The following is an 18046-nucleotide window of genomic DNA, read 5'->3' as shown; positions in this document are numbered from 1 at the left end:
CGTAAACAGATGGGAAACCCTTGGCCCTAAGATGGGGTTAGGCCCGGGAAAAAACAAGCATTGAGGCAGGAAATACAAAGGGGCCCGCAGGCCCCTTTGTTTCATCAAGCGTCAGGCGCCGCCTTTGCAGGCTGCTCGTTGTTCTCGTAGATCAACAAAGGCTTGGAAGCCCCCTCTATGACACTTTCGTCGATGACCACCTTGCTTACATCTGTTTGAGAGGGAATCTCATACATGGTGTCGAGCAGGATACCTTCGAGGATGGAACGCAGGCCGCGTGCGCCGGTCTTGCGCTCCAGCGCACGATGGGCGACAGCCCGCAGCGCGTCCGGACGGAACTCCAGGTCCACGCCTTCCATGTCGAACAGTTTGGCGTACTGCTTGGTCAGCGCGTTCTTCGGTTCGGTGAGGATCTGCATCAGCGCTGCCTCATCGAGTTCGTCGAGGGTGGCGATGACCGGCAGACGGCCGACGAACTCCGGAATCAGGCCGAACTTGACCAGGTCTTCCGGCTCCACTTCGCGAAGGGCTTCACCCACCTTCTTGCCCAGGTCCTTGCTGCGAACTTCGGCGTTGAAGCCGATTCCACCCTTGGTGGAGCGGTTCTGGATCACTTTTTCCAGGCCCGCGAACGCACCACCGCAGATGAACAGGATATTGCGGGTATCGACCTGCAGGAACTCCTGTTGCGGGTGCTTGCGACCACCTTGCGGCGGGACGGAAGCCACGGTGCCTTCGATCAGTTTCAGCAATGCCTGCTGCACGCCCTCGCCCGATACGTCACGGGTGATGGACGGGTTGTCGGACTTGCGGGAGATCTTGTCGATCTCGTCGATGTAGACGATGCCCATCTGGGCCTTTTCGACATCGTAATCGCACTTCTGCAGGAGCTTCTGGATGATGTTCTCGACGTCTTCGCCGACGTAGCCCGCCTCGGTGAGGGTAGTGGCATCCGCGATGGTGAAGGGTACGTTGAGCAGACGGGCCAGGGTTTCAGCCAGCAGGGTCTTGCCCGAACCGGTGGGACCGATCAGCAGGATGTTGCTCTTGCCCAGCTCGACATCATCTTTCTTGTCACGCTGATTCAGGCGCTTGTAGTGGTTGTACACCGCTACCGCGAGCACTTTCTTCGCACGCTCCTGGCCAATGACGTACTGGTCGAGGATGGTGCGGATTTCCTTGGGCGCGGGCAGTTTGTGCGCACTGCTCTCGGCCTGGGCTTCCTGCACCTCCTCGCGGATGATGTCGTTGCACAGGTCGACGCACTCGTCGCAGATGAATACGGAGGGACCGGCAATCAGTTTGCGCACTTCGTGCTGGCTTTTGCCGCAGAAGGAGCAATAAAGCAGCTTGCCGTTGTCCTCGCCGTTGCGGGTGTCAGTCATTCGATCGATCCAATCGGGTAGGCTTGAAACACAAGATGAAGGCAAATGCGGGCATTTTCAACCCCGCGAAACGGCCGGGTATTCTCCGGCCGCGGTCCTGCGGATGGGCTTAGCCCACGAGCTGGCGCTTGCTGAGCACCTGGTCGATCAGGCCGTATTTGACCGCCTCGTCGCCACTCATGAAGTTGTCGCGGTCGGTATCGCGCGCGATCACATCGATCGGCTGGCCGGTGTGGTCCGCCAGGATCTTGTTCAGGCGCTCGCGAATGGTGAGGATCTCCCGCGCGTGGATCTCGATATCCGACGCCTGGCCCTGAAAACCGCCCAGCGGTTGGTGAATCATCATGCGCGAATGCGGCAGGCAGAAACGCTTGCCCGCGGCACCACCGGCCAACAGCAGTGCGCCCATGCTGCACGCCTGACCGATGCACAGGGTCGAGACATCGGGCTTGATGAACTGCATGGTGTCGTAGATGGACATGCCGGCAGTCACCGAGCCGCCCGGGGAGTTGATGTAGAGCTGGATGTCCTTGTCGGGGTTTTCGGCCTCGAGGAACAGCAGCTGCGCCACCACCAGGTTGGCCATGTAGTCTTCGACCGGGCCCACCAGGAAGATCACGCGCTCTTTCAACAGGCGCGAATAGATATCGTAAGCACGTTCGCCACGGGCGGACTGCTCGATCACCATCGGCACCAGACCACCAGTGGCTTGGATGTCAGGCATTTGCTGCATATAAGAATTGCGGGACATGTCCTGCGATCGCTCCCTAATTAGATAGTCATGTCTCAAAGACGCATAAGCCAGCTCGGAGGCTGGCTTATGGTGTACTCGAAGGAGGCGAAACTATCAGTCGGCTTTCGGAGCTTCTGCCGGCTTGACTGCCTCTTCGTAGGAAACCGCTTTATCGGTCACTTTGGCCTTCTGCAGGACAGTATCTACAACTTGCTCTTCCAGCACAACAGAACGGACTTCGTTCAGTTGCTGGTCGTTCTTGTAGTACCAGGCGACGACTTGTTCCGGCTCCTGGTAGGCGGAAGCCATCTCTTCGATCAGCTCACGTACGCGGGCCTCGTCGGGCTTCAGCTCGAACTGCTTGACCACTTCGGCGACGATCAGGCCCAGCACCACGCGACGCTTGGCCTGCTCCTCGAACAGCTCAGCCGGCAGCTGGTCGGGATTGATGTTGCCGCCGAACTGCTGAACGGCCTGTACGCGCAGACGGTTCACTTCGTTGCCGATCAGGGCCTTCGGCACCTCGACCGGGTTGGCAGCCAGCAGGCCGTCCATCACCTGGTTCTTCACCTTGGACTTGGTGGCTTGGCGCAGCTCGCGCTCCATGTTCTTGCGAACCTCGGCGCGGAAGCCTTCCAGACCGCCTTCCTTGATGCCGAACAGGGAGAAGAACTCGTCGTTCAGTTCCGGCAGCTGCGGAGCGGAAACGCTGTTCACGGTAACGGTGAACTCGGCGGTCTTGCCGGCCAGATCCAGGTTCTGGTAGTCAGCCGGGAAGGTCGGGTTGATCACACGCTCTTCGCCGGCCTTGACGCCGACCAGGGCATCTTCGAAGCCCGGAATCATGCGACCGGAGCCCAGCACCAGCAGGGTGCCCTTGGCGGAACCGCCAGCGAAGGCTTCGCCGTCGATCTTGCCGACGAAATCGATGTTCAGCTGGTCGCCATTCTCGGCGGCACGCTCAACGGCCTCGAAACGGGTGTTCTGCTTGCGCAGGATGTCCAGCATGTTGTCGACGTCGGCATCACCCACTTCGGCCTGCAGGCGCTCGATGGCGATGTCTTCGAAACCGGCAACCTGGAACTCGGGGAACACTTCGAAGGTGGCGATGTATTCCAGGTCCTTGCCCTTCTCGAACACTTTCGGCTCGACGGCAGGCTGGCCAGCCGGGTTCAGCTTCTGCTCGACAACAGCCTCATAGAAGGAAGACTGGATCAGGTCGCCCAGCACTTCCTGACGAGCGGAGTCCTCGAAGCGCTGACGAATGACGCTCATCGGCACCTTGCCCGGACGGAAGCCGGCAACCTTGGCGCGGCGGGCAGTCTGCTGCAGGCGCTTGGTCACTTCGTTCTCGACGCGCTCTGCCGGCACACCGATGGTCATGCGGCGCTCAAGAGCGGAGGTGCTTTCTACAGAAACTTGCATGGATATTCCTCGTTGCACAGACATTAGCCGGCCGTTCCGGCCTCGAATCAAGGGCATGCATTCTAGTGGGTCGATTTGCAGAAGTCACCCAGCAGAAACAGCCGGCAAAATGACGGGATAGAAGAAAGGGGAAGAAGGATGGTGCGGACGGAGAGACTCGAACTCTCACGCCTTGCGGCGCTGGAACCTAAATCCAGTGTGTCTACCAATTCCACCACGTCCGCGCGGGCAACGCTTGAAACGAAAACGCCAGGCACGTGGCCTGGCGCTTTCTCGAATATGGGGTGGACGATGGGAATCGAACCCACGACACCAGGAGCCACAATCCTGTGCTCTACCAACTGAGCTACGCCCACCATATTACGTCTTGCTTGTGCCAAAGGCGCCAAATGGCACGCCCGGCAGGACTCGAACCTGCGACCATCCGCTTAGAAGGCGGATGCTCTATCCAGCTGAGCTACGGGCGCTTATATCTGCGAGCAGACTATAAAGCTTCGGCTTCGGTTGAATCGAGCGATTCTCCCTTGCCGTCTTACCCAGCGACTGGCTGTGCTCGACAAGCGGGGCGCATGTTATCGATACGCCTACACCCCGTCAACAGGAAAATTGAAAAAAATCAGAAAGATAAATGGCTTACGGGAAAATGCTGACCAGCCGCCTTTGCCCTTCCGCCCCTCCATGCGAGAATACGCGCCCTTTTTAGGCCTTCCCGATGGTTAATCTAGCGTCATGACCGCACAACTGATCGACGGCAAAACGATCGCCGCCCGCCTCCGCCAGCAGATAGCCCAACGTGTCGCCGAGCGTCGCCAGCAAGGACTCCGGGTCCCCGGCCTCGCGGTGATCCTGGTCGGCAACGATCCCGCCTCCCAGGTCTATGTCGCCCACAAGCGCAAGGACTGCGAGGAAGTCGGCTTTCTGTCCCAGGCTCATGACCTGCCCGCCAGCACTGGCCAGGCCGAACTGCTGGCGCTGATCGATAGCCTGAACCAGGACCCCGCCATCGATGGCATCCTGGTCCAGCTGCCGCTGCCGGAGCACCTGGACGCCTCGCAACTGCTGGAGCGCATCCATCCCGACAAGGACGTGGACGGCTTCCACCCTTATAACGTCGGCCGCCTGGCCCAGCGAATCCCCCTGCTCCGTCCCTGCACCCCCAAGGGCATCATGACCCTGCTGGAAAGCACCGGCGCTGATCTCTATGGCATGAATGCCGTGGTGGTGGGCGCTTCCAACATCGTCGGCCGCCCCATGGCCCTGGAATTGCTGCTGGCCGGCTGCACCGTGACCGTCACCCATCGCTTCACCAAGGATCTGGCCGGCCATGTGGCCAATGCCGACCTGGTGGTGGTGGCCGCCGGCAAACCCGGCCTGGTCAAGGGCGAATGGATCAAGCCCGGCGCCATCGTCATCGACGTCGGCATCAACCGCCAGGACGACGGCAAGCTGGTGGGCGACGTGGAGTACGACGTGGCCCTGCAGCGCGCCAGCTGGATCACCCCGGTTCCGGGCGGCGTCGGCCCCATGACTCGCGCCTGCCTGCTGGAGAACACCCTCCACGCCGCCGAAACGCTGCACGCATAAGGCATCCGGAAATAAAAAAGGCCGCTTTCAGCGGCCTTTTTCATGAGCGCGTCCGCCTCAGTCGGCCAGACGCCAGGTGGTACCACCCTTGCCGTCTTCCAGGACCACACCCATGGCGGTGAGCTGGTCGCGGATACGGTCGGACTCGGCCCAGTTCTTCTCCGCACGCGCCTGCAGGCGCGCCTGGATCAGAGCTTCGACCTCGGCCGCATCCACCTTGCCTTCGGCCCCCGCGCGCAGGAAGGCATCCGGCTCCAGCTGCAGCACGCCGAGCAGGCCCGCCAGGGACTTCAGCCGCGCGGCCAGAGCCGCCGCCGCAGCCGGATCGCTGTCGCGCAGACGGTTGACTTCCCGGGTCATCTCGAACAGGACGGCACAGGCTTCGGGACTGTTGAAGTCGTCATCCATGGCCGCACCGAAACGCTCGATGAAGGCCTCGCCACCCGCCGGCGCCGCTTCGGGCAGGCCGCGCAGTGCGTGGTAGAAGCGCTCCAGGGCGCCCTTGGCTTCCTTGAGGCTTTCTTCGGAGTAATTGATCGGACTGCGGTAATGGCTGGACACCAGCAGGTAACGCACCACTTCCGGGTGGTACTTCTCCAGCACCTCGCGAATGGTGAAGAAGTTGCCCAGGGACTTGGACATCTTCTCGCCGTCCACGCGCACTGCGCCGGCGTGCATCCAGGACTTGGCGTACAGCTTGCCGGTGGCCGCCTCGCTCTGGGCGATCTCGTTCTCGTGGTGCGGGAACACCAGGTCCGGGCCGCCGCCGTGGATATCGAAAGTCTCGCCCAGGCAGCAGGTGGACATTACCGAGCACTCGATGTGCCAGCCCGGACGACCGGCGCCCCAGGGCGACTCCCAGCTCGGCTCGCCCGGCTTGGCGCCCTTCCAGAGGACGAAGTCCAGCGGGTCTTCCTTGATCTCGTCCACCTCGATGCGGGCACCGATCTTCAGCTCGTCGATCTTGCGCCGCGACAGTTTGCCGTAGCTCTCGAACTTGCCGACCCGGTAATAGACGTCGCCATTGCCGGGGGCGTAGGCGAAGCCCTTGTCGATCAGGGTCTGGATCATCTGGTGCATGCCGGCGATGTGGCCGGTGGCACGCGGCTCGATATCCGGCCGCAGCACGGACAGGCGCGCCTCGTCCTCGTGCATCGCCGCGATCATCCGCTCCACCAGGGCCTCGAACGGCTCGCCGTTCTCGTTGGCGCGACGGATGATCTTGTCGTCGATGTCGGTGATGTTGCGCACGTAGGTGAGGTCATAGCCGCGATGGCGCAGCCAGCGCGCGACCACGTCGAAGGCCACCATCACCCGGGCATGGCCGATATGGCAGAAGTCATAGACGGTCATGCCGCAGACGTACATGCGCACCTGGTTGCCGACCAGCGGTTGCAGCGGTTCCTTGGTCTTGCTGAGGGTGTTGTAGATCGACAGCGTCATCATTGGCCCCAGGAATCGCGCAGGGTCACGGTACGGTTGAACACCGGCTTGCCGGGCTGGGAATCCTTCAGGTCGGCGACGAAGTAGCCTTCACGCTCGAACTGGAAACGGTCTTCCGGCTGCGCCTGGGCCAGGGACGGTTCGGCGCGGCATCCGCTGAGTACCTGCAGGGAATCCGGGTTGATGTTGTCGAGGAAGCTGCCGCCATGCTCCGACTTTTCCGGATTGGGCGAACGGAACAGGCGATCGTACAGGCGCACTTCGCACTCCACGCTGCCCTCGGCCGGCACCCAGTGGATCACACCCTTGACCTTGCGGCCTTCGGGGTTCTTGCCCAGGGTGTCCGGGTCGTAGGAGCAACGCAGCTCGACGATCTTGCCTTCGGCATCCTTGATGGCTTCGTCGGCGCGGATCACGTAGCTGCCACGCAGGCGCACTTCGCCACCGGGGATCAGGCGCTTGAAGCCGGCCGGCGGGACTTCCTCGAAGTCGGTGGCGTCGATGTACAGCTCACGGGAGAACGGCAGGCTGCGCACGCCCATGTCTTCCTTCGGATGGCGCGGCAGTTCGAGGGTTTCCACCTTACCTTCCGGGTAGTTGGTGATCACCACTTTCAGCGGCTTCAGCACGCACATGGCCCGCGGCGCGGTGGCGTCCAGGTGATCGCGGATGCTGAATTCCAGCATGCCGATGTCGACCACGCCGCTGGCGCGGTTCACGCCAATCATCTCGCAGAAGTTGCGGATGGATTCCGGGGTGTAACCACGGCGACGATAACCGGACAGGGTGGACATGCGCGGATCGTCCCAGCCGCTGACATGCCCCTCGTCCACCAACTGCTTGAGCTTGCGCTTGCTGGTGATGGTGTAGTTCAGGTTCAGCCGCGAGAACTCGTACTGGCGCGGCTGCGCCGGCACCGGGAGGTTCTCCAGGAACCACTCGTAGAGCGGGCGATGGTCCTCGAACTCCAGGGTGCAGATGGAGTGGGTGATACCCTCGATGGCGTCCGACTGGCCGTGGGTGAAGTCGTAGCTCGGGTAGATGCACCACTTGTCGCCGGTCTGGTGATGGTTGGCATGGCGGATGCGATAGAGGATCGGGTCGCGGAGGTTCATGTTCGGCGACGCCATGTCGATCTTGGCGCGCAGCGAACGCGTGCCGTCCGGGAACTCGCCGGCCTTCATGCGGGCGAACAGGTCCAGGTTCTCTTCCACGGAGCGATCGCGGAAGGGGCTGTTCTTGCCCGGCTCGGTCAGGCTGCCGCGGTAGTGGCGCATTTCTTCGGACGACAGGTCGCAGACGAAGGCCTTGCCAGCCTTGATCAGCTCGATGGCCCAGTCGTGCAGCTGGTCGAAGTAATCGGAGGCATAGCGCACCTCGCCGGCCCACTGGAAGCCCAGCCACTTCACGTCGCTCTCGATGGCGTCGATGTACTCCTGGTCTTCCTTGGCCGGGTTGGTGTCGTCGAAGCGCAGGTGGCAGTCGCCGCCGAACTCCTTGGCCAGGCCGAAATTCAGGCAGATCGACTTGGCATGGCCGATATGCAGGTAGCCGTTGGGCTCCGGCGGGAAGCGGGTGACGATCTTGGTGTGCTTGCCGGCGTCCAGGTCGGCCTGGACGATCTGGCGCAGGAAGTTGGAGGCGACGGGAATCTCTGGCTTGCTCATGGGATCCTTAGGTCTAACTGGTGCGCGGCTCAGGGTAGGCCGGCCAAATCAAAGCGCTTATCATAGCCGAAGCTGGTGCGACACGAGTACGTGTCTCCAACTCTTGAGGTGAGGAGTCATCTTGAGGGGTTTCCGCAAGGAAACCAATTGCCCGGAGATTCCATCCGGGAAACAAAACCACCCAGAAGTCCAGTGCTTTCAAGGACTTGCCGCTGCGGCGGTAGCAAAGCCCAAGGTCGAGGCAGCTCTTGGTAGTTCGACCGCAGGACTCGCAACTGGAGCCTGTAAGAGCATCGGCGATTGCAGTTTTGTCGCCAGCATCAAAACCCCTTTTCGGGGTACACCCTAGCGGGAGGATCTCCCGCAGGAGACCTCCTTGGACTGTAGATACCGGAGGTTACACAATATTCTTCGAGCCTGCCGCTATCGCGGCTCTGCGCTCAAACACCAGTCGGAGACACGGGCGAAAGCTCTGTCTGTCATTGTCCAACCACTGCCAATTCGGGGTGGAAGCGGACTCGTTGTGCGACCAACGATAGCCTAGGGAAACATGCGTCATCGGCAACGATGGGGTGTGAAGCTTTCCCAACAATGTAGCCCCCGCAAGGGTGCATCTTCGCTGTGAGGCGGGATGTGGATGCTCGGAGCAGTACCGGGTTGAGGCGCTAGGCTGGCTAGCATGGGTAACACATGTGAACTGCTGATAAACATCGCAACTATGAACATGCCCAAACTGCTGTTGGCATGAACCAAAAGGTGCGTGATCCAGCTACTCCCGTCAGCTTTGGGAGTACGTCGCTCATACGGTCACCGGTGAAAAGGCAGACCCTAAACTAGTCGTGTGACAGGCAGGGAACGTGGTAAGCCCGTATCGCCGCCCATCCGGGCAGGGGAGCCGCAAGGCGAACTGTTGGCGGTGCGGGTATGGGATCGCAGAGAAAGCGAACGCCACGCTGTAATGGCGCGGATAGGGGTTGAAACATCACCCCACGGGAAACCGGGCAGACTTCTGCGTGGTCTTTCGTCGCATGACCTCTGTCTGAACCTGTCTCAATGAATCCAAGGGCTCGGCTGTATCGAGTCCTCACTTATCTGCCCTGGCGGGAAGCATGCCTCCCGTCAGGGACCGGCGTGCGCCTTCCGCTCGGGGTGGTCCAACCATCATGAGAGGAAAGCAGCATGGAAGAACTCAGCCGAAATGCCGAGTCTGCGCTTTCCGGCGCTCCGCAAGACTGGCACGACATCGATTGGTGTCGCGCCCAGAGGAACGTCCGGGGAATACAGATCAGGATTGCGAAGGCTTGTCGGGAAGGCAAATGGCGCAAGGTGAAAGCCCTGCAACGGATGCTGACCCGCTCCCAGTCAGCCAGATATCTGGCTGTGCGAAGAGTCACTGAAAACCAGGGTAAGCGCACGGCGGGAGTCGACCGCGAACTCTGGAATACTCCCAACGCGAAATGGTTTGCGGCAAAGGGATTGGAGCAGCGGGGATATCAGCCACGGCCCTTACGGCGTGTGTTCATCCCCAAGTCGAATGGAAAGGAACGCCCCCTGGGCATCCCGACCATGACCGACAGGGCCATGCAGGCGCTTCATCTGCTGGCTCTGTCGCCCATCGCGGAAACGACGGGCGATCCGAATAGCTACGGCTTCAGGATTGAACGCTCGACAGCGGATGCGATGGGTCAATTGTTCGTCTGCCTGTCCAAGAAGGCCTCGGCTCATTGGGTTCTGGAGGCGGACATACAGGGCTGCTTCGACCACATCAACCACGACTGGCTGATCACCCACGTTCCTATGAACAAAGGTGTACTCCGGAAGTGGCTGAAGGCCGGTGTCGTGCACAAAGGTCAGTTGCTGGCCACGGATGCCGGCACGCCGCAGGGCGGAATCATATCGCCCACCTTGGCGAATTTGGCGCTCGATGGCCTGGAAACACAGCTCAAGCAACATCTGGGCGTGACCAGGGCCAAGAAGCTCAAAGTCAACGTCGTGCGATATGCGGATGACTTCGTGATTACAGGCATCTCTCCGGAGGTCCTGGAAAGTGAGGTCAGACCTTGGGTGGAGCAATTCCTTGCTGTACGGGGATTGCGGCTGTCGCCCGAGAAGACGCAAATCGTATCGATCGACGATGGCTTCGACTTCCTCGGCTGGAACTTCCGCAAATACAACGGGAAGCTCCTGATCAAACCGAGCCGGAAAAACGCGAAAGCGTTCTACGACAAGGTGAAAGAGGTTATCGACTCCAACAAGACGGCGACACAGGCAAGCTTGATCCGCCTGCTGAACCCGATCTTGCGTGGCTGGGCGCTGTATCACCAGCCCGTCGTTGCCAAGGCCGCGTTCACACGCATGGACCACAGAGTGTTCGTCAAGCTCTGGCGTTGGGCCAAGCGCAGGCACCCAAATAAGAAGCTGGCGTGGATTAGGAAGAGGTATTTCCAGATCCAGGACAGTCGAAATTGGGTGTTTGCCACCACGGAAATCGACAAGAAGGGAGGAAAACGGGAGGTCGTGCTGTACTCGCTTGCGGGCACACCGATCGAGCGGCACAAGAAGGTTAGCGGGGAGTACAACCCCTACGACCCTTCCATGGAGATGATGGGCGAAAAACTGCGAATGGACCGGATGCTCAAGAAGCTGAAGTTCCGCAAGCAGATCGCTCAGCTATTCGTGAGCCAGAAAGGACTGTGCTTGCTTTGCAATCAGCCCATCACTCGGGAAACAGGGTGGCATGACCACCACCTCCATCGTCGCGTAGACGGTGGTGGGGATTCCCTGGCGAACCGGGTAATATTGCATCCTAATTGTCACCATCAACTCCACACCCGTGGTCTGACAGTGAACAAACCGGCCCCTTCGGGGGTTTAGTAAAGGCTTGAGCCGTATGCGCTGAAAGGCGCACGTGCGGTTCTTAGGGGGGAGCAGATTAGCGATAGTCTGCTCCTACCCGCCTCAATACCCTGACAGGCCTCGGATTTCTCGACAGAGCGAATAGCCCAATGATCAAGCTGCATACCAACCACGGCGTCATCTCCCTGCAACTCTTCGAAGACAAAGCCCCGGAAACCGTGGCCAACTTCAAGGAGTACGTGAAGTCCGGCCATTACGACGGCACCATTTTCCACCGTGTGATCGGCAATTTCATGATCCAGGGCGGCGGTTTCGAGCCGGGCATGAAGCAGAAGGCCACCCGCGCGCCCATCAAGAACGAGGCCAACAACGGCCTGTCGAACAAGGTCGGCACCATTGCCATGGCCCGCACCATGGAGCCGCACTCGGCCTCCGCGCAGTTCTTCATCAACGTCGCCGACAACAGCTTCCTCAACCACAGCGCGCCCACCGTGCAGGGCTGGGGCTATGCCGTGTTCGGCGAAGTGGTCGAAGGCATGGACGTGGTGAACAAGATCAAGGCCGTGGCCACCACCATGAAGTCCGGCCACCAGGACGTCCCGGTGGATGACGTGGTCATCGAGAAGGCCGAGATCATCGAGTGATCCTGCTGATCTCCGATCTGCATCTCGAAGAGGAACGCCCGGATATCACCCGGGCGTTTCTTCATTTCCTGCAGACCCGCGCCCTCGGGGCGGAAGCCCTCTACATACTCGGCGATTTCTTCGAAGCCTGGATCGGCGACGATGCCATGACGCCCTTCCAGCATTCCATCGCCACGGCCCTGCGCAAGCTGGCCGACAGCGGCACGCGCATCTTCCTGATGCACGGCAACCGCGATTTCATGATCGGCAGGGCCTTCTGCCGTGAAGCCGGCTGCACCCTGCTGCCGGACCCTAGCCTGGTTCAGATGAATGGCGAGCCCGTGCTGCTGATGCACGGCGACAGCCTGTGCACCCGGGATCAGGCCTACATGCGCCTGCGCCGCTGGCTGCGCAACCCGGTGAGCCTGTTCATTCTGCGCAACCTGCCGCTGGCCACCCGCCACAAGCTGGCGCGCAAGCTGCGCAAGGAAAGCCGGATGCAGACCCGACAAAAGACGGCGGAGATCACCGACGTCACTCCGGAGGAGATTCCGCGCATCCTCCGCCAATATGGCGTCAAGACCCTGATCCACGGCCACACCCACCGCCCTGCCAGCCACGAACTGGACCTCGACGGGCAACCCGCCCGGCGCATCGTCCTCGGCGACTGGGACCACCAGGGTTGGGTGCTGCAGGTGGACGAGCACGGCTTCCTGCAGACGCCCTTCAGCGTCGACTGAGCTTTCCTGCGAGAAGTCCCTCGCAGGCTGCTCCGCCCCCCTTGACGGAGGTAGCAACCGGCCATCAGCATCGCCGCTCCAGCCCATCGTCACGGAGCGACCATGCCATTCACCAAGGCACAACTCATCAAGTACCTGGGCGGCCCCGCCCTCCTCGCCGTCGCAGCTTTCGCCCTGTTCAACGGTATCTTCTTCTACAACGAAGCGGGATTCTCCACCCATGTGCGGACGATCTTCGGCGAGGAGAAAGTAGTGGACGACGTGGGCTACGCCACCAAGTGGTTCGGCCGCGCCACCCCCTGGAAGAAGGCTCTCAGCGTGCAATCGGTGCTGACCGAAGCGCTGGCCAGGGCCGCAAACGACAACAACGACAACGACTCCCTCGGCGCCACCATCGAGGCCTTCCCCATCGTCTTCCTCGGCAACGTCGACGCCAAGGTGGAGTCCTCGGCGCGCTTCCGCCTGCCTGGCGGCGACCAGTTCCTGAAGATCGCCCAGGAATACCGCAACCCCGAGAACTTCATCGGCACCGCCCTGGTCCCGGCGATCAAGGAAACCCTGCAGGCCACCGCCTCCCTGATGACCGCCGACGACTTCTACGCCGGCGCCCGCAGCGAATTCGCCGCCGAGTTCGAGAACCAGCTCAACGACGGCCTCTACCTGATCAAGCGCAAGGAAGTCCGCGGCGCCCGCGGCCACCTGCCGCAGCAGACCGCGATCCTCCAGGCCGGTACCGATCAGGGCACCTTCGGCGACAACAGCGCCAGCCAGTTCGTCACCGAGAAAGTTACGGACACCAAGGGCATCCCGGTGCGCAAGCAACAGCAGTTCCGCAAGTACGGGGTGGAAGTGGTGGAGGCGCGCATCACCAACGTCGACCCCAACCCCCAGTACAAGCAGCGCATGGTCAAGGTCCAGCAGGCCCTGGCGGAACTGGCGGTGGCCCGGCAGAACCGCCTGAAGGAAGAGGAAGAGAAGCTGCTGGTCACCGCCCGCGGCGAGAAGGAAGTCGAGGCCCGCCGCCAGGAAACCCTGCGTGACCAGATCGAGCGCACCACCCAGGCGGAAACCGAGAAGCAGCTGGCGATCATCAACGCCGAACGGGAAAAGGGTCGGGCCGAGATCGAGAAGCAGACCGCGGAGCTGTTGCGGGACAAGGCGTCGATCACCGCCGATGCCACCAAGATCACCGCGGATGCCGAGGCCTACGCCCGCGAGGCGGTGATCAAGGCCGACGGCGCGCTGCAGCCCAAGCTCGACGCCCTGATCGCCATCAACAAGGTCTGGGCCGATGCCGCCGCCAAGGCGCCGGTGCCCAGCGTGATGATGGCCGGCGGGCAGACCGCCGCCAGCAGCCGCCAGGACGAGATCGGCCAGCTGATGGGCGTGCTGGCCACCAAGGCCGCCCGCGACCTGGCCCTGGACATGAAGGTCAAGGAATAAGCCCGACCATGAAAGAAGCGCCCCTCGGGGCGCTTCTTTCATCCATCGGACTCAGGCCGGCACGCCGCTATGGAAGCGGAATTCTCTGTCCGGCGACTCGATCAGCTCCTTTTCGGCCGCCCTCACCTTCTCGATGGTCCGCTCCACGTCCGGCGCCTCGCCATACTGGTAGGCCAGCTTCAGGTAACCCTGATAGTGGCGCGACTCGCTTTTCAGCAGGCCGCCATAGAACTTGCCAAGTTCCTCGTCCAGATGCGGCACCAGGGCTTCGAAACGTTCGCAGGAGCGCGCTTCGATGAAGGCCCCCACCACCAGGGTGTCCACCAGTTTCTGCGGCTCGTGGCTGCGTACCAGCTTGCGCAGGCCGGAAGCGTATCGGGCCGCCGACACCGGCTTAAGGCCGATCTTGCGGCGCTTCATGATGCGCAGCACCTGTTCGTGGTGCACCAGCTCCTCGCGCGCCAGGCGCGACATGAAGTTGATCAGGTCCAGGTGGGTGGAGTACTTGGCGATCAGCGCCATGGCCGTGGACGCTGCCTTGAATTCGTTGTTCTTGTGGTCGATCAGCAGGGTCTCCTGATCGGCCAGTGCGGCAGTCACCCAGGCATCGGGGGTACGGCAACCAAGAAAGTCATGGATTTCAGGCAGGTTCACAGACAGCTCTCACAATGCTGGGCGCCGCGCTGGCCGGCCCCCCGAAGGCGGAGCATTATACGAATGCAGGACGCAACGACCAGCCCGGCCCGCTTGATATATGTCAAGAACACAGAAGCAGAATCGGGACTACATTTGTTTTGGCTATAAGCCATCGACAGGGAGAGAGGACCATGCAAGCCATTCGCAGCATTCTGGTGGTGTTGGAGCCGGACCGGCCGGAAGGCCTTGCCCTGAAAAGGGCAAAACTGATCTCCGGGGTGACCCAGTCGCACCTGCATTTGTTGATCTGCGACCGCAAGGGCGAACATGCCGACTACCTCAGTGACCTTGCCGATTCGCTCAAGGCCGAGGGCTACAGCGTCACCACCCAGCAAAGCTGGCTGGACAACCCTCACCAGACCATCATCGCCGCCCAACAGGCGGAAGGTTGCGGCCTGGTGATCAAGCAGCACGTACCGGACAACCCGCTGAAGAAGGCCCTGCTCACCCCCGACGACTGGAAGCTGCTGCGCTACTGCCCGGGACCGGTGCTGATGGTCAAGACGGACAGGCCCTGGACCGGCGGCAACATCCTTGCCGCCGTTGACGTGGGCAACTCCGATGGCGAACACCGTACCCTGCACGCCACCATCGTCAGCCACGGCTACGACATCGCCAGCCTGGCCCACGGCACGCTGCACGTGATCAGCGCCCATCCTTCGCCGATGCTCTCGGCGGCGGACCCCACCTTCCAGCTCAAGGAGACCATCGAGGCGCGCTATCGCGACGAGTGTCGCGCCTTCCAGGCCGAATACGACGTCAGCGACGAACGGTTGCACATCGAAGAAGGCCCTGCCGACGTGCTCATCCCCCATGTCGCCCACAAGCTGGAAGCGGCAGTCACCGTGATCGGCACCGTGGCGCGGTCCGGCCTGTCCGGTGCGCTGATCGGCAATACCGCCGAAGTGGTGCTGGATACCCTGGAAAGCGATGTGCTGGTACTCAAGCCAGAAGCCATCATCGCCCACCTGGAGGAGCTGGTCGCTCAACGCTGAGGGCCGCGCAATGGAAGAGCCGCCTGCTGGCGGCTTTTTCATTGCATCAGACGCGGCTCCCCATGCCCTCGCGCAAGAAGCGCGGCGCGATGTAGCGCTCGTAGTGGGCTTCGGAGAGCAGGAAGAACTCGCGATCGATGGCCTCACGCAGGTCCGGCAGTGCCCAGTCACGGAATTCGGGGAGCAGCGCGATGCCGTAGGCATCCAGGCGATTGATCATGCGCGAGGCACGCGCGATCAACTGGTACGCCCAGCAGTAATGGGACTGCTCCGGCACGAAGCGCACCTGGTGCTGTTCGAGCTGCTGGCGCAGGCGCACCGGCTCGAACACCTCCAGCTTGGCCGCCATCACCTGCACCAGGAGGATTTCCAGGCGTCGCCAGACCGCGCGCTTCTCTTCCTCGTCATAGAGATTCCAGTTCACCACCTCATGATGGAAACGCTTGCAGCCCCGGCACACATTGTCGCCATAGACGGTGGAACAGAGGCCGACGCAAGGCGTCTTGATGCGCTGGTTGGACATGGAGAGGACGGATTCGACAGGTGAAACGGGCCGGCCATCTTAGCCCTTTGTCTAGGCGCGGTCACCTCAGCTAAATCGGCTTCTTGTCTTAACTTTGGCAGGCCTTTCCATTAGAATCGGCGCGCCATTTATGGCGCCGATATCCGTTGGAAGCTGTTTTCAAAGCGTCACGAGCACAGTTCATCCGGCAGGAAACAATGGCGCCGGGCATCTTGCCAGGGATGTCCGCCGCCAGCCCTCATCAGGCCTTCCTTCCGGCGTAAAACTTTGAAAACAGCTTCTCGATGGAGGCCGCCGAAACCTTGGCCAGACAGCCCAAAAAGCTGTGCGGCGCACGTGTTCGGCGGATTCCTGGATGAGCGTCCTGGACATTCCAGGGCCACTGATGAGGGTAAAACTGTGCTTGAAGCCTATCGCAAACACGTAGAAGAGCGTGCCGCCCAGGGCGTCGTGCCCCAGCCGCTGAACGCCGAACAAACCGCAGGCCTGGTCGAGCTGCTGAAGAACCCGCCGGCCGGCGAAGAGGCCTTCCTCCTCGACCTGATCACCAACCGCGTACCGCCGGGTGTCGACGAAGCCGCCTACGTCAAAGCAGGTTTCCTCTCCGCCATCGCCAAGGGCGAAGCCACTTCCCCGCTGATCTCCAAAGAGCGCGCCACCGAACTGCTGGGCACCATGCAGGGCGGCTACAACATCGCCACCCTGGTCGAACTGCTGGACAGCGCCGAGCTGGCCAGCGTCGCCGCCGAACAGCTGAAGCACACCCTGCTGATGTTCGACGCCTTCCATGACGTCGCCGAGCGCGCCAAGCAGGGCAATGCCGCCGCCCAGGCCGTGCTCAAGTCCTGGGCCGACGGCGAGTGGTTCCAGGCCAAGCCGGCCGTCGCCGAGAAGATCACCCTGACCGTGTTCAAGGTCCCCGGCGAAACCAACACCGACGACCTCTCCCCCGCCCCGGACGCCTGGTCCCGCCCCGACATCCCGCTGCACGCCCTGGCCATGCTGAAAATGGCCCGCGACGGCATCGAGCCGGTCCAGCCCGGTTCCGTCGGCCCACTGAAGCAGATCGAAGCGGTCAAGGCCAAGGGCTTCCCGGTGGCCTACGTCGGTGACGTGGTCGGCACCGGCTCCTCGCGCAAATCCGCCACCAACTCGGTGCTGTGGTTCTTCGGCGACGACATCCCCTTCGTGCCGAACAAGCGCGCCGGTGGCTTCTGCTTCGGCACCAAGATCGCCCCGATCTTCTACAACACCATGGAAGACGCCGGCGCCCTGCCGATCGAATTCGACTGCACCAACCTGGCCATGGGCGACGTCATCGACGTGTACCCCTATGAAGGCAAGGTCGTTCGCCATGACAGCGGCGAAGTGGTCACCACCTTCGAACTGAAAACCCCGGTGCTGCTGGACGAAGTCCGCGCCGGCGGCCGTATCCCGCTGATCATCGGCCGTGGCCTGACCGAGAAGGCCCGTGCCGAGCTGGGCCTGGGCGCTTCCGACCTGTTCAAGAAGCCGGAATCCCCCGCCGACAGCGGCAAGGGCTTCACCCTGGCGCAGAAGATGGTCGGCCGCGCCTGCGGTCTGGCCGAAGGCCAGGGCGTGCGTCCGGGCACCTACTGCGAGCCGAAGATGACCACCGTCGGCTCCCAGGACACCACCGGCCCGATGACTCGCGACGAGCTGAAAGACCTCGCCTGCCTCGGCTTCTCCGCCGACCTGGTGATGCAGTCCTTCTGCCACACCGCTGCCTATCCGAAGCCCATCGACGTCAACACCCACCACACCCTGCCGGACTTCATCAAGACCCGCGGCGGCGTGTCCCTGCGTCCGGGCGACGGCATCATCCACAGCTGGCTGAACCGCATGCTGCTGCCGGACACCGTCGGCACCGGCGGCGACTCCCACACCCGCTTCCCGATCGGCATCTCCTTCC

At 61.9% G+C, this 18046-nt stretch carries 14 protein-coding genes and 3 tRNA genes; 7 read left to right on the top strand and 10 right to left on the bottom strand.

Going from position 1 to position 18046, the window contains the following annotated elements; genetic code table 11:
* Positions 1 to 104: 104 nt before the first annotated feature.
* The 6 genes from clpX to ACFPU0_RS22435 form a co-directional block, all read right to left on the bottom strand.
* The gene (gene clpX, locus ACFPU0_RS22460; RefSeq protein WP_377695506.1) at positions 105 to 1385 is read right to left on the bottom strand and encodes an ATP-dependent Clp protease ATP-binding subunit ClpX; all 1281 of its coding nucleotides are present in this window, start codon (positions 1383 to 1385) and stop codon (positions 105 to 107) included.
* 109 nt (positions 1386 to 1494) lie between these two features.
* Positions 1495 to 2136 carry an ATP-dependent Clp endopeptidase proteolytic subunit ClpP gene (clpP, locus tag ACFPU0_RS22455; RefSeq protein ID WP_377695505.1) on the bottom strand — a complete coding sequence of 214 codons (642 nt, stop codon included), beginning with the start codon at positions 2134 to 2136 and terminating at the stop codon, positions 1495 to 1497.
* Positions 2137 to 2232: 96 nt separating this feature from the next.
* A complete protein-coding gene (tig, locus tag ACFPU0_RS22450; protein WP_377695504.1) occupies positions 2233 to 3543 on the bottom strand; it encodes a trigger factor in 1311 nt (436 codons plus the stop codon).
* Between the two features lie 139 nt (positions 3544 to 3682).
* Positions 3683 to 3767: transfer RNA gene (locus ACFPU0_RS22445), tRNA-Leu, on the bottom strand.
* 56 nt (positions 3768 to 3823) lie between these two features.
* Positions 3824 to 3899, bottom strand: a tRNA-His gene (locus tag ACFPU0_RS22440).
* 34 nt (positions 3900 to 3933) lie between these two features.
* A tRNA-Arg gene (locus ACFPU0_RS22435) sits at positions 3934 to 4010 on the bottom strand.
* Between the two features lie 262 nt (positions 4011 to 4272).
* On the opposite strand from ACFPU0_RS22435, the gene folD reads away from it, so the two are divergent.
* A complete protein-coding gene (gene folD, locus ACFPU0_RS22430) occupies positions 4273 to 5127 on the top strand; it encodes a bifunctional methylenetetrahydrofolate dehydrogenase/methenyltetrahydrofolate cyclohydrolase FolD (protein ID WP_377695503.1) in 855 nt (284 codons plus the stop codon).
* A gap of 57 nt (positions 5128 to 5184) precedes the next feature.
* Here folD and cysS read toward each other — a convergent pair whose 3' ends face one another.
* Both cysS and ACFPU0_RS22420 read right to left on the bottom strand, forming a co-directional pair.
* Entirely contained in the window at positions 5185 to 6570 is a 1386-nt protein-coding gene (gene cysS / locus ACFPU0_RS22425; RefSeq protein ID WP_377695502.1) for a cysteine--tRNA ligase, read from the bottom strand.
* Positions 6570 to 8237 (bottom strand): glutamine--tRNA ligase/YqeY domain fusion protein, encoded by a 1668-nt coding sequence (locus tag ACFPU0_RS22420; RefSeq protein WP_377695501.1) that lies wholly within the window; start codon positions 8235 to 8237, stop codon positions 6570 to 6572. The genes cysS and ACFPU0_RS22420 overlap by 1 nt, the downstream gene beginning before the upstream one ends.
* A 1179-nt stretch (positions 8238 to 9416) precedes the next feature.
* On the opposite strand from ACFPU0_RS22420, the gene ltrA reads away from it, so the two are divergent.
* The 4 genes from ltrA to ACFPU0_RS22400 all read left to right on the top strand — a co-directional run bounded on the left by ltrA (position 9417) and on the right by ACFPU0_RS22400 (position 13899).
* A complete protein-coding gene (ltrA, locus tag ACFPU0_RS22415; RefSeq protein WP_377695500.1) occupies positions 9417 to 11111 on the top strand; it encodes a group II intron reverse transcriptase/maturase in 1695 nt (564 codons plus the stop codon).
* Positions 11112 to 11242: 131 nt separating this feature from the next.
* Positions 11243 to 11737 carry a peptidylprolyl isomerase gene (locus tag ACFPU0_RS22410; RefSeq protein ID WP_377695499.1) on the top strand — a complete coding sequence of 165 codons (495 nt, stop codon included), beginning with the start codon at positions 11243 to 11245 and terminating at the stop codon, positions 11735 to 11737.
* Entirely contained in the window at positions 11734 to 12456 is a 723-nt protein-coding gene (gene lpxH, locus ACFPU0_RS22405) for a UDP-2,3-diacylglucosamine diphosphatase (protein WP_377695497.1), read from the top strand. The genes ACFPU0_RS22410 and lpxH overlap by 4 nt, the downstream gene beginning before the upstream one ends.
* 102 nt (positions 12457 to 12558) lie before the next feature.
* Positions 12559 to 13899 carry an SPFH domain-containing protein gene (locus ACFPU0_RS22400; RefSeq protein ID WP_377695496.1) on the top strand — a complete coding sequence of 447 codons (1341 nt, stop codon included), beginning with the start codon at positions 12559 to 12561 and terminating at the stop codon, positions 13897 to 13899.
* Positions 13900 to 13950: 51 nt separating this feature from the next.
* Here the strand turns inward: ACFPU0_RS22400 and ACFPU0_RS22395 are convergent, their stop codons facing one another.
* Positions 13951 to 14553, bottom strand: coding sequence for a tRNA-(ms[2]io[6]A)-hydroxylase (locus tag ACFPU0_RS22395; RefSeq protein WP_377695495.1), 603 nt, complete (start codon positions 14551 to 14553; stop codon positions 13951 to 13953).
* A gap of 173 nt (positions 14554 to 14726) precedes the next feature.
* Here ACFPU0_RS22395 and ACFPU0_RS22390 point away from each other — a divergent pair, with 173 nt between their 5' ends.
* Entirely contained in the window at positions 14727 to 15590 is an 864-nt protein-coding gene (locus tag ACFPU0_RS22390; protein WP_377695494.1) for a universal stress protein, read from the top strand.
* A gap of 46 nt (positions 15591 to 15636) precedes the next feature.
* Here the strand turns inward: ACFPU0_RS22390 and ACFPU0_RS22385 are convergent, their stop codons facing one another.
* A complete protein-coding gene (locus tag ACFPU0_RS22385) occupies positions 15637 to 16113 on the bottom strand; it encodes a DUF1289 domain-containing protein (protein ID WP_377695493.1) in 477 nt (158 codons plus the stop codon).
* Between the two features lie 399 nt (positions 16114 to 16512).
* Here ACFPU0_RS22385 and ACFPU0_RS22380 point away from each other — a divergent pair.
* Positions 16513 to 18046 (top strand): bifunctional aconitate hydratase 2/2-methylisocitrate dehydratase (locus ACFPU0_RS22380; protein WP_377695492.1); only part of this gene is annotated, 1534 nt, incomplete at its 3' end.

The organism is Pseudomonas sp. GCM10022186 (assembly GCF_042656385.1).
GTDB lineage: Bacteria > Pseudomonadota > Gammaproteobacteria > Pseudomonadales > Pseudomonadaceae > Metapseudomonas.
Note: the sequence above shows the minus strand (reverse complement) of the source record. Positions and strands in the feature narration are given on the sequence as shown.

Coding starts and splice junctions, on each gene's coding strand:
- clpX (WP_377695506.1), bottom strand. CDS start 1,385: ATGACTGACACCCGCAACGGCGAGGACAACGGCAAGCTGCTTTATTGC.
- clpP (WP_377695505.1), bottom strand. CDS start 2,136: ATGTCCCGCAATTCTTATATGCAGCAAATGCCTGACATCCAAGCCACT.
- tig (WP_377695504.1), bottom strand. CDS start 3,543: ATGCAAGTTTCTGTAGAAAGCACCTCCGCTCTTGAGCGCCGCATGACC.
- folD (WP_377695503.1), top strand. CDS start 4,273: ATGACCGCACAACTGATCGACGGCAAAACGATCGCCGCCCGCCTCCGC.
- cysS (WP_377695502.1), bottom strand. CDS start 6,570: ATGACGCTGTCGATCTACAACACCCTCAGCAAGACCAAGGAACCGCTG.
- ACFPU0_RS22420 (WP_377695501.1), bottom strand. CDS start 8,237: ATGAGCAAGCCAGAGATTCCCGTCGCCTCCAACTTCCTGCGCCAGATC.
- ltrA (WP_377695500.1), top strand. CDS start 9,417: ATGGAAGAACTCAGCCGAAATGCCGAGTCTGCGCTTTCCGGCGCTCCG.
- ACFPU0_RS22410 (WP_377695499.1), top strand. CDS start 11,243: ATGATCAAGCTGCATACCAACCACGGCGTCATCTCCCTGCAACTCTTC.
- ACFPU0_RS22400 (WP_377695496.1), top strand. CDS start 12,559: ATGCCATTCACCAAGGCACAACTCATCAAGTACCTGGGCGGCCCCGCC.
- ACFPU0_RS22390 (WP_377695494.1), top strand. CDS start 14,727: ATGCAAGCCATTCGCAGCATTCTGGTGGTGTTGGAGCCGGACCGGCCG.
- ACFPU0_RS22385 (WP_377695493.1), bottom strand. CDS start 16,113: ATGTCCAACCAGCGCATCAAGACGCCTTGCGTCGGCCTCTGTTCCACC.